General features: G+C 49.4%; 13 protein-coding genes. All 13 read right to left on the bottom strand.

Annotated features, from left to right (window positions below):
- Nucleotides 1–11 precede the first annotated feature (11 nt).
- A complete protein-coding gene (locus tag C7R94_RS07160) occupies nucleotides 12–1613 on the bottom strand; it encodes a CTP synthase (protein ID WP_047069843.1) in 1602 nt (533 codons plus the stop codon).
- A gap of 206 nt (nucleotides 1614–1819) precedes the next feature.
- Nucleotides 1820–2380 carry a DNA-directed RNA polymerase subunit delta gene (gene rpoE / locus C7R94_RS07155; RefSeq protein WP_106779476.1) on the bottom strand — a complete coding sequence of 187 codons (561 nt, stop codon included), beginning with the start codon at nucleotides 2378–2380 and terminating at the stop codon, nucleotides 1820–1822.
- Nucleotides 2381–2636: 256 nt separating this feature from the next.
- Nucleotides 2637–5888, bottom strand: coding sequence for a fused isobutyryl-CoA mutase/GTPase IcmF (gene icmF / locus C7R94_RS07150; protein ID WP_106779474.1), 3252 nt, complete (start codon nucleotides 5886–5888; stop codon nucleotides 2637–2639).
- Between the two features lie 121 nt (nucleotides 5889–6009).
- Nucleotides 6010–6642, bottom strand: a complete 633-nt coding sequence (locus C7R94_RS07145; RefSeq protein ID WP_047069846.1) for a TetR/AcrR family transcriptional regulator — start codon at nucleotides 6640–6642, stop codon at nucleotides 6010–6012.
- Nucleotides 6643–6811: 169 nt separating this feature from the next.
- Entirely contained in the window at nucleotides 6812–7954 is a 1143-nt protein-coding gene (locus C7R94_RS07140) for an acyl-CoA dehydrogenase (RefSeq protein WP_106779471.1), read from the bottom strand.
- Between the two features lie 35 nt (nucleotides 7955–7989).
- Nucleotides 7990–9132 (bottom strand): acyl-CoA dehydrogenase, encoded by a 1143-nt coding sequence (locus C7R94_RS07135; RefSeq protein WP_106779469.1) that lies wholly within the window; start codon nucleotides 9130–9132, stop codon nucleotides 7990–7992.
- Between the two features lie 31 nt (nucleotides 9133–9163).
- Nucleotides 9164–10015, bottom strand: coding sequence for a 3-hydroxybutyryl-CoA dehydrogenase (locus tag C7R94_RS07130; RefSeq protein ID WP_106779467.1), 852 nt, complete (start codon nucleotides 10013–10015; stop codon nucleotides 9164–9166).
- Between the two features lie 15 nt (nucleotides 10016–10030).
- Nucleotides 10031–11209, bottom strand: a complete 1179-nt coding sequence (locus C7R94_RS07125) for an acetyl-CoA C-acetyltransferase (RefSeq protein ID WP_106779465.1) — start codon at nucleotides 11207–11209, stop codon at nucleotides 10031–10033.
- Nucleotides 11210–11376: 167 nt separating this feature from the next.
- Nucleotides 11377–12489, bottom strand: coding sequence for a hypothetical protein (locus tag C7R94_RS07120; RefSeq protein ID WP_106779463.1), 1113 nt, complete (start codon nucleotides 12487–12489; stop codon nucleotides 11377–11379).
- The gene (locus tag C7R94_RS07115; protein ID WP_106779460.1) at nucleotides 12486–13025 is read right to left on the bottom strand and encodes a sigma-70 family RNA polymerase sigma factor; all 540 of its coding nucleotides are present in this window, start codon (nucleotides 13023–13025) and stop codon (nucleotides 12486–12488) included. The genes C7R94_RS07120 and C7R94_RS07115 overlap by 4 nt, the downstream gene beginning before the upstream one ends.
- A 114-nt stretch (nucleotides 13026–13139) precedes the next feature.
- Nucleotides 13140–15215, bottom strand: a complete 2076-nt coding sequence (locus tag C7R94_RS07110; RefSeq protein WP_106779458.1) for a heterodisulfide reductase-related iron-sulfur binding cluster — start codon at nucleotides 15213–15215, stop codon at nucleotides 13140–13142.
- 268 nt (nucleotides 15216–15483) lie between these two features.
- Nucleotides 15484–16848, bottom strand: a complete 1365-nt coding sequence (gene kamA / locus C7R94_RS07105) for a lysine 2,3-aminomutase (RefSeq protein ID WP_047069854.1) — start codon at nucleotides 16846–16848, stop codon at nucleotides 15484–15486.
- A gap of 164 nt (nucleotides 16849–17012) precedes the next feature.
- Nucleotides 17013–18431 carry a sigma-54 interaction domain-containing protein gene (locus C7R94_RS07100; protein ID WP_106779456.1) on the bottom strand — a complete coding sequence of 473 codons (1419 nt, stop codon included), beginning with the start codon at nucleotides 18429–18431 and terminating at the stop codon, nucleotides 17013–17015.
- Between the last annotated feature and the right edge of the window lie 36 nt (nucleotides 18432–18467).

Raw genomic sequence — 18467 nt, 5'->3', positions numbered from 1 at the left:
ATCGACCTATGTTATTTGTTCAGGTTCAAGGAAGCCTTCACGAAGTCACGGAACAGTGGCTGTGGACGGTTCGGACGAGATGTGAACTCTGGATGGAACTGTGTCGCTACGTACCATGGATGCTCTGGAACTTCCACGATTTCAACCAGACGACCATCTGGAGTTGTACCCGCAAAACGCAAGCCCATTTGAGCCAATTGATCACGATATTCGTTGTTCACTTCATAGCGATGACGATGACGTTCATAAACCAGGGTGCTTCCGTAAGCAGCCTCAGTCAGCGTGCCTTCTTCCACTTTGGTTGGACCGAGACCCAGACGCATGGTACCGCCCTTGTCCTCGATATCTTTTTGCTCTGGCAAGAGGTCAATAACCGGATACGCTGTATTCGGGTTGATCTCGGAGCTGTTTGCACCGTCCATACCCGCTACGTGGCGAGCGAATTCGATCACAGCGATTTGCATACCCAGGCAAATTCCGAGGAATGGCACTTTATTTTCACGAGCATAGCGCGTAGCGATGATTTTACCTTCGATACCACGATCGCCAAAGCCGCCTGGTACGAGGATACCATTTACATCACCGAGCAGTTCGCCAACATTCTCCGGCGTAACTTCTTCCGCGTGCACCCATTTGATTTCTACCTTGGAGTCGTTCGCATAGCCACCATGGTACAGCGCTTCTGCTACGGACAAGTAAGCATCATGCAATTCTACATATTTACCAACAATTGCAATGGTAGTCGTTTTCGACAGGTTTTTGATTTTCGATACGAGCGATTTCCACTCTGTCATATCCGCATCCTGGCAAGTCAGACCCAAGTGGCGGCATACGTAATCGTCCAATCCTTGTGCTTGCAATTGCAGTGGTACATCGTAGAGGCTATCAGCGTCTACACATTCCACTACCGCGTTTTTATCGATATCACAGAACAGAGCCAGCTTGTCTTTCATTTCTTGCGTCATCGGTTGCTCGGTACGTGTCACGATTACATTTGGTTGAATACCCAAGCTGCGCAGTTCTTTCACGCTGTGTTGCGTAGGCTTGGTTTTCATTTCACCTGCTGCCTTGATGTATGGTACCAGGGTTACGTGAATGTACATGACGTTTTCGCGACCGATGTCACTTTTGATCTGGCGGATGGATTCAAGGAATGGCAAGCTCTCGATATCCCCAACTGTTCCACCGATCTCGGTAATCACTACATCTGCCCCGGTTTCGCGACCTGCACGGAAAATGCGATCTTTGATTTCGTTCGTGATGTGTGGAATAACTTGAACGGTTCCTCCCAAATAGTCGCCACGGCGTTCTTTGGCGATGACAGTCGAGTAAATTCTACCAGTCGTCATATTGGAGTTAGCGCTCAGGTTGATATCGATAAAGCGCTCATAGTGGCCCAAGTCCAGATCTGTTTCCGCACCATCGTCCGTTACGAAAACTTCCCCGTGTTGATACGGACTCATCGTTCCCGGGTCAACGTTGATGTATGGGTCACACTTCTGGATGGTTACCTTAAGACCCCTATTTTTCAAGAGTCGGCCCAGAGAAGCCGCTGTAATACCTTTTCCCAACGAGGATACAACCCCGCCTGTCACAAAAATATACTTCGTCATCGTTAACGTCCCCTCTTTCCCTCACCCTTATGTTGTCATAAAAAACGTATGAAGACGGCTCCAAAAAAAAAGAAAAACAAAAGCGAGTCCTATCCCGTAAAGAAATGGGGTAGGGGCACTTTTGTTTTATAGTTTCCCATATTTGATCCTTCTTCATGTGAAGCCCAAGGAGTATTTTATCTGTCCCTTAGGCGGAAGTCAAGGACCTATTTCTCGTCTTCGTCGTCGAGCTCTTCGTCAGATTCCTCTTCCGCAAGCTCTTCGTCCTCTTCAAACATCTCATCATCTTCGTCTTCGAGTTCTTCCTCGTCAATCTCTCCATCGATTTCTTCTTCATCGATTTCAGAATCCTCGTCGACGAATTCCTCTTCGTCCTCAAAGATGACAACATCGTCGTCCTCGTATTCTTCGACACCTTCGTCTTCGGAATCGTAATCGTCGAAGTCGTCCTCCAAAACGATTTTCTTCTTCTTCGTTCCGCCACCCTCTTGGGTCTCCTCCACGGTGTCGGTTGGGTACCAGCGTTTCAATCCCCATACATTGTCACCGAGGCAAACGAACCGGCCATCAATGTTAATTTCTGTGTATACTTGCGCGATGATTGCCATGAGTTGTTCATCAGTCAGCTTGCGCACTGCAACCAGTTCATTCATCAGCTCGCGGAAGTTGTAAGTGCGGTTAGTTTGACGCAAAATTTCATACGCAATGTCAACTAACGCCATCTCACTCAGTTTCTCGGAATCAATATGAGCAAACAATTGACTCACTCAGGGCACGTCCTTTCCATATGAAAACGATTGATTTGAATACTGACCCGGTGCCCTGTTCGGGGGACGCAGGCTTGTATAAGTCATTCATAAATGATATCGATTTCTTCGATTGTACATCGTACAACATAAGAAGGCTATCATACAGTATTCCTTATTTTAGACGAAAATGCAAGGCTTTCAAACAGGGCTGACTAATTCTTGTCGACACAAAAACCAAAGACATCCCTCGGCAATCGCTACCGAGGGATTTGTCTTACATATTTCTGCGGTATTGGCCGCCCACTTCATACAGGGCAGCACTGATTTGTCCAAGCGATGCTACCTTTACCGTCTCCATCAGCTCGGCAAAGATGTTCTCTCCCGCCATAGCCACTTCCTGCAGGCGCCGCAGTGCAGCCGCAGACACATCCTTGTGGCGCTCCTGGAATGCACGGAGATTTATGATTTGCTGTTCTTTTTCCTCTTCGGTCGCGCGAGCCAATTCAATTTCGTAATCGTCCTCAGACGCATTCGGATTGATAAACGTGTTTACCCCAATAATTGGCAGCTCGCCCGTATGCTTTTTCATTTCGTAATACATGGACTCGTCTTGAATTTTGCCGCGCTGGTATTGAGTCTCCATCGCCCCTAGCACGCCTCCGCGAGAACTGATCCGCTCGAACTCTTGCATAACTGCCTCTTCTACCAGGTCTGTCAGCTCATCGATGATGAATGCCCCTTGAAGCGGGTTCTCATTTTTCGCGAGTCCCATTTCCTTGTTGATGATCATCTGAATCGCCATCGCCCGTCGCACAGAGTTCTCTGTCGGGGTTGTAATCGCTTCGTCATATGCATTCGTATGGAGAGAATTACAGTTGTCGTAAATGGCAATCAAGGCCTGCAAGGTCGTTCTGATGTCGTTGAAATCCATCTCCTGCGCATGCAAGGAACGACCGGATGTCTGGATGTGGTACTTCAGCTTTTGGCTGCGTTCATTGGCACCATAACGATTTTTCATCACGGTTGCCCAAATCCGGCGAGCCACACGTCCAATCACGGTGTATTCCGGATCGAGACCATTGGAGAAGAAGAAGGACAGGTTCGGCGCAAAGTCATCGATGTTCATCCCCCGGCTCAAATAGTACTCGACATAGGTAAATCCGTTTGACAGTGTAAACGCAAGCTGCGTAATCGGATTCGCCCCTGCCTCCGCAATATGATAGCCGGAAATGGACACAGAGTAGTAGTTCCGCACTTTATGGTCGATAAAATACTGCTGGATATCCCCCATCATCCGCAAGGCAAATTCTGTCGAGAAGATACACGTGTTTTGCCCCTGATCCTCTTTCAAAATATCTGCCTGAACGGTTCCGCGAACAGTCGACAACGTGTACGCTCTGATTTGCTTCGCCTCGTCTTCGGTAGGCTGGCGCCCTTCTTTTTGGACAAAAGCATCCAGCTGTTGCTCAATCGCCGTATTCATGAACATGGCCAAAATCATAGGCGCAGGACCGTTGATTGTCATAGATACAGAGGTGCTAGGTGCACAAAGGTCAAAGCCGGCATACAGCTTTTTCATGTCATCCAAGGTGCAAATGCTGACCCCACTCGTACCGATTTTCCCGTAAATATCCGGGCGGTAGTCAGGGTCCTCACCATACAGCGTAACCGAGTCAAAAGCCGTACTGAGTCGCTTCGCTTCATCATTTTGAGACAGGAAGTGAAAGCGTCTGTTCGTCCGCTCTGGAGTGCCTTCGCCTGCAAATTGTCGCTTGGGATCTTCTCCCTCCCGTTTAAACGGAAATACTCCTGCGGTATACGGGAATTCCCCTGGGACATTTTCTTTTAACGACCACTTTAAAATTTCGCCCCAATCTTCGTAATCAGGGACAGCTACTTTTGAAATGCGCGTACCCGACAACGATACGCTGAAAAGCTGGGTAACCAATTCCTTGTCGCGAATTTTCGTGACGAATTGATCCTTTCGATACGCTTCCTTGAGCTTGGGCCAATTTTCGAGGATGCGTCTGCACTCCGGATGCAGCTTTTCTTCAAAGAGAACGATTTGTTTATCGAGCACCGCTGCCAGCTCGGCAGCCGCAGAATCTCCCGAGGCCAGAACTGTTTCCTTCGCGCCCTGCAACTGATACAGCTTGCGTGCAATCGCTGACTGTTCTTCTGTATAGACACGATATTGACGAACGGTGTTCGCAATTTCCTGTAGATAATTGATTCTCTCTGTCGGAATCAACGAAGTTTTATGAATTTTTACAGGGGTCGTATCCAAATTCTCCACAGACCAGTCAACGCCAGTCTTTTCTACAATTCGATGCATCAAGGCAGCAAACAACACATTCGTTCCCGGATCGTTAAATTGACTCGCAATCGTACCATACACAGGAACCTTCTCGTCCGGCAGCTCAAAAAGCTGATGATTGCGTCGATATTGCTTTCGAACCTCGCGAAGAGCGTCCTCTGAACCTTTGCGCTCAAATTTGTTGATCGCGATCACATCGGCGAAGTCGAGCATATCAATCTTTTCCAGCTGAGATGGCGCCCCGAATTCACTGGTCATAACGTACATGGAGACGTCACACACTTCTGTGACCTGCGCATCCCCCTGACCAATCCCGCTCGTTTCCACAATAATCAGATCAAAATGGGCAGAACGCGTTACTTGAATTGCGTCTTTTAATGCGGCAGACAGCTCCATGCCTGATTTGCGGGTGGCGAGACTGCGCATGTAAACGCGCGGTGTCGAATTGGCATTCATGCGAATGCGGTCACCAAGTAACGCTCCACCTGATTTTTGCTTGGATGGATCGACAGACAAGATCGCAACCGTCTTCTCGGGATAAACGCGAATAAATCGACGAACAAGCTCATCGGTTAATGAGCTTTTTCCTGCTCCACCCGTACCAGTAATCCCTAATACCGGTATGGTTGAATCGGCCTCCACTAAACTTTCACGGAGAGGTTCTGTCCATTCGGGCTGGTCCACTGCATACTCCGCAACAGAAATAAGCCGGGCAATCGCCTGATGGTTTTGCTCGCGCAAGCCCGCTACTTCTTCCTCTAGCTGCTTGACGGTTGGGAAGTCGCTACGTCTGATCATGTCGTTGATCATGCCCTGCAAGCCCAATCGTCTGCCGTCATCTGGCGAGTAAATCTTACAGACTCCGTACTCTTCCAATTCCCGAATCTCGCGTGGAACGATAACGCCGCCACCGCCACCAAAAACACGGATATGCTCTGCTCCCCGCTCGCGTAATAGATCAATTACGTATTTGAAATACTCCACATGACCGCCTTGGTACGAACTGATGGCAATCCCTTGCACATCCTCCTGGACAGCGGCTGTTACAATATCGTCAACAGAGCGGTTATGTCCGAGATGGATAACCTCTACTCCCGACGATTGTAAAATACGGCGCATGATATTAATCGAGGCATCGTGACCATCATACAGACTGGCTGCGGTCACAAAGCGAACCTTGTTTTGCGGACGATACACTTCTGTTTCCATCGTTCCACTCTCCTTTTTATAAGTTTAAAAAGGAGGAAAAACAGGGCCAAGCAGATCAAGGCGCGGTAGACGCGAAGTATGCTTGGCACCCTATGTTTTCCAGACTTTTTAAACTCTCTTCTTAATCGGAGACACTGATTTCGCGAAGCAACAGGGCAATTTGCTTCTCTGTGTACTCCTCAATGGTATAGTGCTTTTTCAATGCCCAGCGGCGGAAGACCCACATTTCGCCCAGAACCATGATATTGTCCGCCATCAGCTTGACGTTCTTTTCGTCAATGCGCAGCGAACCATCGGCAATCCCTTTTTCCAGGATTTCGACGAAAATATGCGAAATGGCTTCTTCACGTCCCAATACGTAGCGTAGTGTTTCTTTCGGCAATGATTTGGCTTCCTGATAAATAAGCAAAACACGGTCGCTCATCTGATCCATCACGCGGATCAGGCTCTTTAGTGCTATCTTTAAAGTTTTCAAGCCAGTTCCATTGAAGTTGATCGCTTCACGCAAGCGCGTCTCCATCTCCGCATGAATGGCATCGCAAACAAGATAGAGCACGTCTTCTTTTGACTCGATATATTCGTACAACGTGCCAATACTAAATCCAGAGGCCCGGGCAATCTCCCTTGTCGTCGTTTTATGAAATCCTTTATTAATAAAGAGATGAACGGCAGCCTCAATAATCTGCTCTCGTCTTCTCTCGATCAGTTTTGGGTCCTTTACTAGGGACGGTATCGTTTTTCTCTTGTCAGACACTCCAAATCCACCTTTCCAACCGACTGAGCGTTTGGTCAGACGCCTCATAGAAAAGAAGGCGCAAACACTCTACTTTTGTATCATCGCAGATCATTATACGCGAGTAAGAGCTCAAAGCCAAACTTTTCTTTTCTATGTGTCTAATCGTGTTGGAAGACGAGACAGCTTCCTACTCTTTTAGCAGGAAATTGCTGATCACGACACGTTGGATTTCATTTGTTCCTTCATAGATTTGTGTAATTTTGGCATCACGCATGAAGCGCTCCACAGGATACTCCCGCGTGTAGCCGTAACCCCCGAAAACTTGAACAGCCTCGGTTGTCACTTCCATTGCGGTATCGCCTGCAAATACTTTGGACATCGCAGATGCTTTGCCATATGGTAGACCTTGATCCTCCAGCCACGCTGCTTGGTAAGTGAGCAAACGGGATGCCTCAATCTTGGTTGCCATGTCTGCCAGCTTGAACTGGATTGCCTGCAAGGAAGCGATTGGTTTGCCGAACTGATTGCGCTCTTTGGCATAATTCCGTGCATGCTCGTACGCACCTTGTGCAATTCCCAATGCTTGAGCAGCGATACCGTTTCTTCCACCGTCCAATGTCATCATTGCAATCTTGAAGCCTTGGCCTTCTTCGCCCAGTCTATTTTCTACCGGCACGCGTACCTCTTCAAAATTGACCGCAAGTGTTGGCGAGGAACGGATACCCAGCTTTTTCTCCTTTTTCCCCATCGTGAAGCCATCCATGCCTTTTTCAACGATAAAAGCCGTGATGCCTTTGTGCTTCAGCTCTGGTTGAGTGACCGCAAATACGATGTAGATTTCAGCCTCGCCTGCATTGGTAATGAAAATTTTGGTGCCATTTAAAATGTAGTGATCGCCATCGCGAACGGCTGTCGTGCGCATTCCAGCAGAATCAGAGCCAGATCCCGCCTCGGTCAAACAGTACGCTCCCATCTTCTTGCCTTCTGCTAATGGACGCAAAAACTTTTGCTTTTGCTCCTCTGTCCCAAATTTATAAATCGGCCAGCTCGCCAAGGAAACATGGGCGGACAGTGTTACCCCGATGGAGGCATCGACACGGGAGAGTTCTTCCACTGCAATGACGTAGCTCAGGTAGTCTGCACCTGCTCCGCCGTATTGTTCTGGCCAAGGAATGCCTGTCAGTCCAAGCTCAGCCATTTGCTCAAAAATGGAACGATCAAAGCACTCTTCTTCGTCGCGCTCGGCTGCTGTCGGAGCTACTTGATTCTCTGCAAAGTCGCGAATCATTTTGCGCATCATGTCATGTTCTTCCGTCAGTTGGAAATTCATATGGCTCACTCCCCCATGTGCTGTTCATTTTTCTATCAATCAGCAAGCAAATGCTTGGCGATAACAATTCGCTGAATTTCGTTGGTGCCCTCATAGATTTGCGTTACTTTCGCATCCCGGAATAGTCGCTCAACCGGATATTCTCTGGTGTAGCCATAGCCGCCAAAGATTTGTACGGCTTCTGTGGCGAGCTCCATCGCAGAGTCGGTGGCAAAGCGCTTTGCCATCGAGGCTTCCATTCCACAAGCAATTCCTTGACTGCGCAGCCACGCCGCTCGGTATACCAGCAATCGGGCTACTTCTGCTTTTGTCGCCATGTCAGCCAGCTTGAAAGCGATGGCTTGCTGCTTGGCAATCGGTTGTCCAAACTGCTTGCGTTCCCGCGCGTACTCTGTCGCGTACTGGACTGCGGCCTCACAAATACCAAGGGCTTGTGCAGCAATCCCGATACGACCGGAATCCAGATTCGCCATCGCGATACAGAAGCCTTCCCCTTCCTGCCCCAGCAGGTTGGCAGCCGGTACACGCGCATTGTCGAATACGAGCTCTGTCGTATAGGAACCGTGAAGTCCCATTTTCTTTTCTTTTTTCCCTACCGTGAAGCCCGGTGTATCCTTTTCTACGATAAAGGCCGATATTCCCTTGGTTCCTTTCGTAGAGTCAGTAACGGCAAACGCGATGTACGTATCTGCCTCCCCGCCGTTCGTGATGAATACCTTGTTTCCGTTCAGGAGGTACTCATCGCCTTTTTTCACGGCTGTGGTACGGATACTGCTCGCATCAGAACCTGCATGCGGCTCGGTCAAGGCAAAAGCCCCGAGGTATTCGCCACTCGCAAGCTTGGTCACGTATTTGCGTTTTTGCTCCTCGGTACCGAAGTAGAGAATCGGGTTTGTCCCGACGGAGGTATGCACGGACAAAATGACGCCTACAGTCGCACTCACCTTGGAAATCTCGTGAATGGCCAAAATGTAGGAAATAAAGTCCGCTCCTGCTCCTCCCCACTCTTCGGCGATCGGAATGCCCATGAGCCCCATTTCGCCCATCTTTTTGAGAATCTGACGCGGGAACTGATCCGTCTCTTCCATCACCGGGACGAAAGGTGCGATCTCTTTCTGGGCAAAGTCTCGCACCATCCGGCGCATCATTTCTTGCTCTTCGTTCAATCGGAAATCCATGTCCGTCCTACCTTTCTGCGAAAATCTTCGGTTAGCTATACACGTAGAAACCACGACCGGATTTTTTGCCTAGCCATCCTGCTTTGACGTACTTGCGCAGCAATGGGCATGGGCGGTATTTCGAATCACCGAACCCTTCGTGCAGTACCTCCATAATGTAGAGGCAAGTGTCCAGCCCGATGAAATCAGCCAGCTGAAGCGGCCCCATCGGATGGTTCATGCCCAGCTTCATGACTTCATCGATCGCTTCCGGTGTTGCAACTCCTTCGTATACACAATAAATCGCTTCATTCAACATCGGCATCAGTACCCGATTGGACACAAACCCAGGGAAGTCGTTGACGCTCACGGGCACCTTGCTCATTTGCTTCGACAAATCTTCTGTCAGCTGATAGACCTCATCGGATGTTTGCAGCCCGCGGATGATCTCAACCAGCTTCATCACCGGAACGGGGTTCATGAAATGCATCCCGATTACTTTTTCCGGCCGCTTCGTAACTGCTGCGATCTCAGTAATCGGCAGCGAGGATGTATTGCTCGCGAGCACCGTATGCGGCGGACATACCTCGTCCAGCTTGGAAAAAATTTGCGTTTTGACCGCCATGTTTTCTGTCACCGCTTCTACCACAAAATCTGCTTCAGACGCATCTGCCAGATCAGTAGAAAGTGTCAGACGCCCGAGAATCGCTTCCTTTTCTGCTTCGCTGAGCTTGCCTTTTTCCACGTTGCGCGACAAGTTTTTCGTAATCGTGGCCAGACCGCGCTCCACAAATGCTTGCTGGACGTCGTTCAGATAAACGCGAAAGCCAGCCTGCGCCGCTACTTGGGCAATCCCGCTGCCCATCTGTCCTGCCCCGATGACCATAATCGTTTGTACGTTCATGTAAAAAGGCCTCCCTTACTCTACTTTAATCAAGATGGCGTCACCCTGTGCGGCACCACTGCAAATTGCCGCGATCCCTAAGCCGCCGCCTCGTCTTTTTAATTCATAGGCGAGGTGCATAATAATCCGAGCACCGCTCGCGCCAATCGGGTGTCCGAACGCAATCGCTCCCCCGTTTACATTCACTTTCTCTGCGTCCCATCCAACGATTTTGCCACTGGTCAAAATCACCGCGGCAAATGCTTCGTTTACCTCAAATAGATCGATCTCCGAAAGCGAGACACCTGTCTTTTCCAAGAGCTTATTGATCGCAAGCCCCGGAGTTGTCGCGATATAAGGTGCCTCTGCGCCGACCGCGGCGTGTCCCAGTATCGTCGCAAGCGGCTTGATGCCCAGCTGTTGTGCTTTCGCGTCTGACATCAGCACCATTGCTGCCGCTCCGTCGTTGATTCCCGGTGCATTGCCTGCCGTGATTGTTCCGTCCTTTTTGTACACGGGTGGCAGCTTCGCCAATCCTTCCTCGGTGGTATCCGGACGTGGTCCTTCATCGACGGTTACTTGCAACGGCTCCCCTTTTCTTTGCGGAATGGAAACCGAGACAAGCTCGTCGGCAAAAAGTCCTTTTTCCATCGCTTGTGCGGCTCGCTGCTGGCTGCGCAGTGCCCACGCATCTTGCTCTTCTCGCGAAATCCCGTTCTCTTCCGCCACATTGCTGCCGTGAACAGCCATCGCCACTTGATGAAACGGGCAAGTGAGGCCGTCGTACATCATGAGATCACGTACGGTCGAATCTCCCATCCGCATTCCGTTACGTGCATCTGGCAATGCATACGGTGCGTTGCTCATGCTCTCCATGCCGCCAGCGACGATGATTTCTCCGTCCCCTGCCCGAATGATCTGGTCCCCCATCGTCACTGCACGCATCCCGGACGCGCATACTTTGTTGATCGTCTCACTCGCTACATTCCACGGCAAACCAGCTTTGCGAGCTGCCTGGCGTGAGGGCACCTGACCCGCACCTGCCTGCAAGACCATACCCATGATCACTTCGTCCACCTGATCGCCGGAAATGCCAGCGCGCTCAACCGCTTCCTTGATCACAATTGAGCCGAGCTCTACTGCCGATAGCGCTTTCAATGATCCACCTAACTTACCAAAAGGGGTACGCGCTGCCCCTACAATGACTGTTTTCATCGAATGCCCTCCATTCGGATGATGTTTCACATCAATAAAAACTAAATCGATCGAGCGTTCGTTCATTTTGCATACTTTTATTTTGCCGTCTTCCGTACGAATAGTCAATCAATAATGAAAAAAAGAACAGCCTGACTTTTGTGAGAGCCAGGCTGTTGGTTTTACTGCTACGGTCTCCATCTTACTTTCCAGATACCCTGGTCGTCTTGCCGCATGATAAATCCCGTTGTCTCGTGGCTTTTATTCTTGTACTCAGTCCAGACAATGGTTTCGTCGTCAGTATGTTCCACCCAAATTTTGCTTCCCATCTCAATCATTTTTTTATTACCTCTCCATATACTTCGTTCTCTAACCGGATCTTTCTTCACTCCTTCCAAATATTGCTCCAATGTCGGCTTATTCACGCCTTCATCCACGATACGCAAGGCGTACTGCATTTCGAGCTGTCCATCTTGCACTGCTCTTACATAAAGCTTCACAATGTCAGTCGGGGACAGCCCACGCAATAGCTCATCCTTTTTTTCATACATGTAATTGTAATAACGATCCTCTTCTTCTGACTTTAAATCGAATATGGACGTAGTCCGAGGTGTTTGTATGCCATCCTGGGGAACGTCTACGACATCCTCAGTAACGGTACCGTTACTGTTCAGTTTAAAAAGATAGACCTTTTTGCCTTGGACATAGCTTATCGTATACCAATAAAGCTTTTTATCCTTCCATCCAACTAACATCGCCAAGCCCACGTCTCTTTTTAGCAGAGCCTCCGTATCGATCATTGTCCACTCTTTTTGCTGATATCCTTCTTTTGCGAGAATCGAATAGCCCCAGTACTCTTCTGTGCCATCGTCCCCGCTACCGCCATAATTGTCTACAACTGTGTAAGGGAACGAAATCTTGGCTTTGATTTGGTCTTGTGTCATCCCAACACGCAAGACATCGATGATCTCATCTACCGTTCCCATAATCACCTGATCATCAGAAGCTGGGTGAGCCTTTGGATCAGGCTTTTGATGGGTCCCTGGCTCGGCAGACGTTCCCTTCGGCGTATGTGTACTCGTCGTGCTTTCCTTTTGCAGTATATAAGGGGTAAACCCGATGACAAGCGCAACCGCAACAAGTGCTGCACTTACAGGGTAGATGAAACGAAACCTTTTTTTGCCCTTCTTCTCGATATTCATATAAATCCGCTCCTCCAAGTCAATCGTATCGTCCATTCCGCGCAACAGTGTCCGGTCAGCCGTTTCCTTGAATTCCGCCAGCAACTTATCCAGGTTCATTCGATCCCCTCCTTTTCCAGCAGCACTTTGAGCTTTTGACGTGCCCGGTGCATTTTCGTATAAATCGCTCCGGCAGTCGTGTCCAAAATGACCGCGATCTCCTCAACGGACAACTCCTCGTAGTAGTGCAGGACAATCAACTGACGATAGCTATGCGGCAGCTTCATGACGAGATGGGCAAAACGAGCGCGAAGGTCATTTTGCAAAACGGCCGACTCTGCTCCCTCGACTACCTCTATGTCCACTTCCGATTTGAAAAACAGGTGGCGGAACGACCACGAGCGTAGATGCTTTTTCGCTTCGTTGACGGCAATTCTATACACCCATGTTTGCATCGAGCTCTCTTGGCGGAATTTCCCCAAATTTTTGTAAGCTAACAGGAACACTTCCTGGGTAATATCCTCAGCAAGACTGCGGTCCTTGACCATCAAATACACGAGTCGCAGCACCTTTTTCAAATAGTGCCGGATCAATTCATCAAATAATGCTTCCTTTGTTTTGGTTAAGCTTTTCTCTGTAAGCTCCAGCTTCCTCACTCCCTTCCCACTCTTTTTGATTCAGCTGGCTCCATTATCTTACAGTTTTTTGCAAAAAAAATAATGCGCAAGCCTCGTGCTTGATCAGCACCGAGACTTGCGCATGGTATAAACCTAGATGGCGTCTGCGAGAATTTCCGCGACGTCGCGTGTTTTAACGTGATCTTCCTGCTCTTTGGTCTTGATTCCGTCGTTCATCATCGTCAGGCAGTATGGGCATGCACTCGCGATTTCCGTCGGGTTGACCTCCAGAGCTTGCTCCGTACGTGTGACGTTGACACGAGAGCCCTCATGTTCCTCCATCCACATCAAGCCGCCTCCCGCTCCGCAGCACATACTGTCGCAGCCGCTGCGCTTCATTTCGACTACCTCTACGCCAGGAATAGCTTCGAGAATCACGCGTGGCTTGTCGTAAATTTCGTTGTAGCGGCCCAAGTAGCAGGAATCGTGGTAAGTGATGCGCTCTTTGACTTCCTTCGTTGGCTTCAATCTGCCTTCCTTCACCCACTCCGCCAACAGCTCAGAGTGGTGGTACACCTCTGCATTCAATCCAAACTCCGGATATTCATTCTTAAACGTATTGAACGCATGCGGGTCGCAGGTGACGATTTTTTTGACTTCATACGCTTCAAACAAGGCGATATTTTCTTGGGCGAGCTGCTGGAACAAGAATTCGTTACCAATACGGCGAGCCGTGTCCCCGGAGTTCTTTTCCTCATTGCCCAGAATGGCGAACTTCACGCCAGCTTCGTGCATGAGCTTCACAAATGCCTGCGAAATTTTTTGGCTGCGCAAGTCAAACGATCCCATCGAGCCTACCCAGAACAAGTACTCGAATTCCTCGACCTGCTTCACCGTTGGCACCTCGTACTCACCGTTCAGACCTTCAATCCATTTCGTCCGGTCTTTGCGGTTGATTCCCCACGGATTGCCCTGACGCTCGATATTGTTCAAGGCACGCTGCGCTTCTGCTGGCATGCTTCCTTCTGTCATAACCAAATAGCGGCGCATATCGATGATTTTATCGACGTGCTCGTTCATTACCGGGCATTGGTCTTCACAGTTGCGACAGGTCGTACAAGCCCACAGCTCCTGCTCGGTAATAACATCACCGATCAAGCTTTTCTCATAGACTGGGGTTGCTCCTTCTGCTGTCGCCGCTACTTCAGATGCTTGGAACGCAATCTGGTTGGCAGTCGTCTGCGAAAAAGCGAAGCTCGGCATCCATGGCGTACGCGATGTTACCGAAGCACCTTTTTCGGTCAAATGGTCGCGCATTTTCGTAATCAGATCCATCGGGGAGAGCATTTTTCCCGTTCCTGAGGCCGGGCACATATTCGTGCAGCGTCCGCACTCCACACAAGCGTACAGGTCAATGAGCTGCGTTTGTGTAAAATCCTCGATTTTGCCGACACCGAATTCCTCCTGTGTCTCGTCCTCGAAGTTAATGCTGGTCAGCTTACCTGGCGGGTCCAGCTTCTTGAACCACACGTTGACTGGCGCAAACAGCAAATGCGCATGCTTGGACTGCGGCACATAGACCGCGAAGCCGAGCAAGATAATCAAATGCAGCCACCAAAAAACGTAAAAGCCTACCGCTGCACCCGTTGTCCCTACCCCAATCGCAGAGAATACGATCGCGAAAACAGAAGAGATCGGAGCGAACGCCGATGGCTCATGTCCGAGCCAAATTTGTTCAAAAGCAAGCGAGAGCAATACAGTCGCCATCAGGGAGGAAATCAGCAGGAGAACAATCCCTGATTTGAAGCCGCGCTTCAGACGCTTGAGCTTTTCGATATAGCGGCGGTAAAAGGCGTAGCCGACCGCAGCCAAAATGAGAAACGTGGTAATCTCCTGCATGACAGAGAAGTATTTGTGAGCGCTCCCAAAAGGAAGCTCGTAGCCTTTCGAAAGCCCTTTGATAATCAGCTCGATGGCCCCGAATTGCAGGGTGATAAAGCCGTAAAACATCACAACGTGCATCACGCCACTCTTTTTGTCCTTCAGCAGCTTCTTGTGGAAAATGACGTTGTCCAGCATCAGATTGATGCGTGCCCCAAAGTCATTTTTCACATCCGGCTTTTTCCCCAGCTTGATAAACAAGTATCTGCTGTACACGACATGCCCAGCTAAATACAGCCCGTAAGCAAGAACCAGGAAAAAGGCGATCAGATTAATGAGTGCCAGCATGTTTTCTACTCCCCTCTATTGCGAGTTTTTCTTTAGACGTGGAAATCGTTTTTTCTATCTTATCAGAATCATGGAAATAAATGAATGAGTATTCAGTCAGTCTGTTTATTTTTTTCGAAAAATGAAACGATACTGAGCGACCGCTCATATTGGGTATAACTCGATCTTAACACACAAGTTGCGAATCATCCATCCTCTTCGAAGAGTTGGAAATATTCTTACGAAAAAAAGAAACAGCTACCTTCATACGGGTAGCTGTTGATCCTGCTTATTTTCCTGAAGCTTCCTTCGTCTCGGCAGTTGTTTGCTCTTTCTTGGCCTTTTGCTCCGAACGTACATCTGCGAGTGACTTGACCTTGGTTGCTTTGATTCGCTTGTTGCGCGGCAGATCAGTCGGCTCCAGATTGTCCACCTCGTCTTGCATGAGTGCTGCGATACCAACTGCTTTTCCTTTTGCAGCCACGCAGTATTCGCAGTTTTCTTCATCATGCTCATGGTATTGCTTCGGCTCTGGATAGGACGTGATAACGCCTTCAAAGTTGCGCAGGACGACTTTATCGGACGCTTGCGAAATGATGTAGTTAGGGCTGACTGGAATTTTACCGCCGCCGTGTGGAGCGTCTACTACAAAGGTCGGAACTGCATAGCCGGAAGTATGGCCGCGCAGGTGCTCAATGATTTCGATCCCTTTGCTGACAGGCGCGCGGAAGTGTCCGATTCCCTCTGACAAGTCGCATTGATAGATGTAATACGGGCGAACGCGGATTTTCACCAGGTCCTGCACCAGCTTTTTCATCGTGTTCGCACAATCGTTGATACCGGCCAAAATAACTGCCTGGTTGCCGAGCGGAACACCAGCATTGGCGAGCATTTCGCAAGCCTGCTTTGCTTCCGGTGTAATTTCTTTTGGATGATTGAAGTGTGTATTGAGCCAAACCGGATGGTATTTTTTCAGGATATTGCACAGGTTTTCGGTAATGCGCTGCGGGAATACAACGGGTGCACGCGTACCGATCCGAATAATTTCAACATGCGGGATATCGCGCAGGCTGCTGATGATGTACTCCAGTACACGGTCATTGATCAACAGACCGTCTCCACCGGAGAGCAGTACATCGCGGACTTCTGGTCTTGAGCGAATGTAATCGATACAGGCATCCAGCTGTTTCTTTGGCACACCCATGCCGATCTGGCCAGAAAAGCGACGACGCGTACAGTAACGGCAATACATGGAGCATTGATTCGTTACGAGGAAAAGCACGCGATCTGGATAACGATGCGTCAGACCAGGTACAGGAGAATCGGTATCCTCGTGGAGTGGGTCTTCCATGTCGTATTTGGTACGAACCATCTCAGAGGACAAAGGTACAGACTGCATGCGAACCGGATCGCTTGGATCGTCTGGATCCATTAGATGAGCATAGTACGGTGTAATGTTGAGTGGAATGGTTTGCGTAGAAATGCGTACGCCCTCTTCCTCTTCCGGTGTCAGATTGATTACCTGCTTCAAATCATCGACCGTCTTGATGGTATGCGTAAGCTGCCACATCCAGTCATTCCATTGCTCGTCCGTGACATCCTTCCAAAGTTCTATCGAACGCCAATCGCGTTTTGTCGCTACTGTCATGTGCATCCCGTCTCCTCTCGTCTTATGGTGAACCTCTTCGTTTCACTCAACCAACAAGAGATGCAAGTGCCATGCCAACAAATCAAAAGATTTAGAAAATAAGGAATAGAGCGTTTTGTAAGCGTTTCTCGTCCGCTTGATCCTTCCTGAGTCTGCCGAATTTTCGGCACTCAACAGGGAGGGATCATCCGCTGCGCGAGCTTGTATTGCAGCGTCTGTCTCGGGATGCCCAAGAGCTTGGCGGCGCGAAGTACATTGCCGTCCGTTTGCTGCATCGCATCTTTAATCACCTTTTCCTCTACCTCACGCAAAATTTCTGGCAGCGTACAGCCTTCCTTTGATAGGAGTTGAGCCGAAATTGGCGCTTCTTTTTTCTCAGACTGCGAGCGTTCCAGCATATGAGCCGGAAGATGATCCAACAAAATGATGTCCGACTCCACCATATTCATAGCTGCTTCTATGACATGCTCCAATTCACGGACATTCCCCGGCCAATCATACGCAGCAAACAAATTAGCCACTTCACTGCTGATTCCACGCACATTCATACCGAAGATCCGGTTGAACTTTTGCAAGAAATGTTCGATCAGCATATCCACATCTTCTCTGCGCTCGCGCAATGGCGGCAGTTCAAAAGAGACGACGTTGATCCGGTAGTATAGGTCTGCTCGCATGACTCCTCCCTCCACGAGTGACTGCGGTGCTTCGTTGACTGCGGCGATTACCCGTACGTCTACTTTGGTCGATTGGCTCCCGCCGATTCGTCTGATCTGCCCATCCTGGAGGACTCGCAGCAGCTTTGCTTGCAGATCGAGCGGCATGCTGTTCAGTTCATCCAGAAATAACGTACCACCGTCCGCCAGCTCGAATAACCCTGGCCGATCATCGGCTCCCGTGAAGCTTCCTTTTGTTGTGCCAAACAGCAAGCTTTCGAGCAGCGCGGCCGGCAGCGCGGCACAGTTTTGCGCGATGAATGGCTTACTGCTGCGGACAGACGCGTGATGAATAGATTGGACAAACAGTTCTTTTCCCGTCCCAGTTTCGCCGTATATTAACACGGGAGAAGTTGTCCGGGCAGCTTTTCGAGCGCGTTCTTTGAGGCGTTTCATTTTTTCACTCATCGTCAAAATGTCTTCGAAATGGAAAGTCGTTTCATCTACCGAGCGTTTTGTCCGTTTCGGCTTGCTAATCTTGGCCTGAAGATCGACTAAGCGCTCCGACAGTTCTTTTAGCTTGCCGATATCCTTCGCCACCTCGACTGCCCCGACTAATCGTGTGCCTACTCTCACTGGAAGTGTCGTGTTGATTGTCTCCACACGCATTCCCTTCCAGTTCTTATATGTCTGTGTCTGGTTGTAAATTGATTCGCCACTATCGATGACACGAAGCAGGGTACTCGACTGTCGATCAAGCGAAGGAAAAACCTCCAACAATGGCTTCCCCAACACCTCTTCTGAGGTCAGCCCATCGAGCTTGGCTGCGACGTGATTGTAGAAAATCGTAATGCCATTTGCGTCCACAACGTGAATTCCTTCATCGATAGCACCCAAGATCGCCTGCAACATTTCTACCGTATCTGACAACGGCATTCTGGCTTTCACTCCTTCCTTCCATCCATGCTGCCA

Source organism: Brevibacillus sp. NRRL NRS-603 (assembly GCF_003013445.1).
Lineage (GTDB): Bacteria > Bacillota > Bacilli > Brevibacillales > Brevibacillaceae > Brevibacillus > Brevibacillus formosus.
Note: the sequence above shows the minus strand (reverse complement) of the source record. Positions and strands in the feature narration are given on the sequence as shown.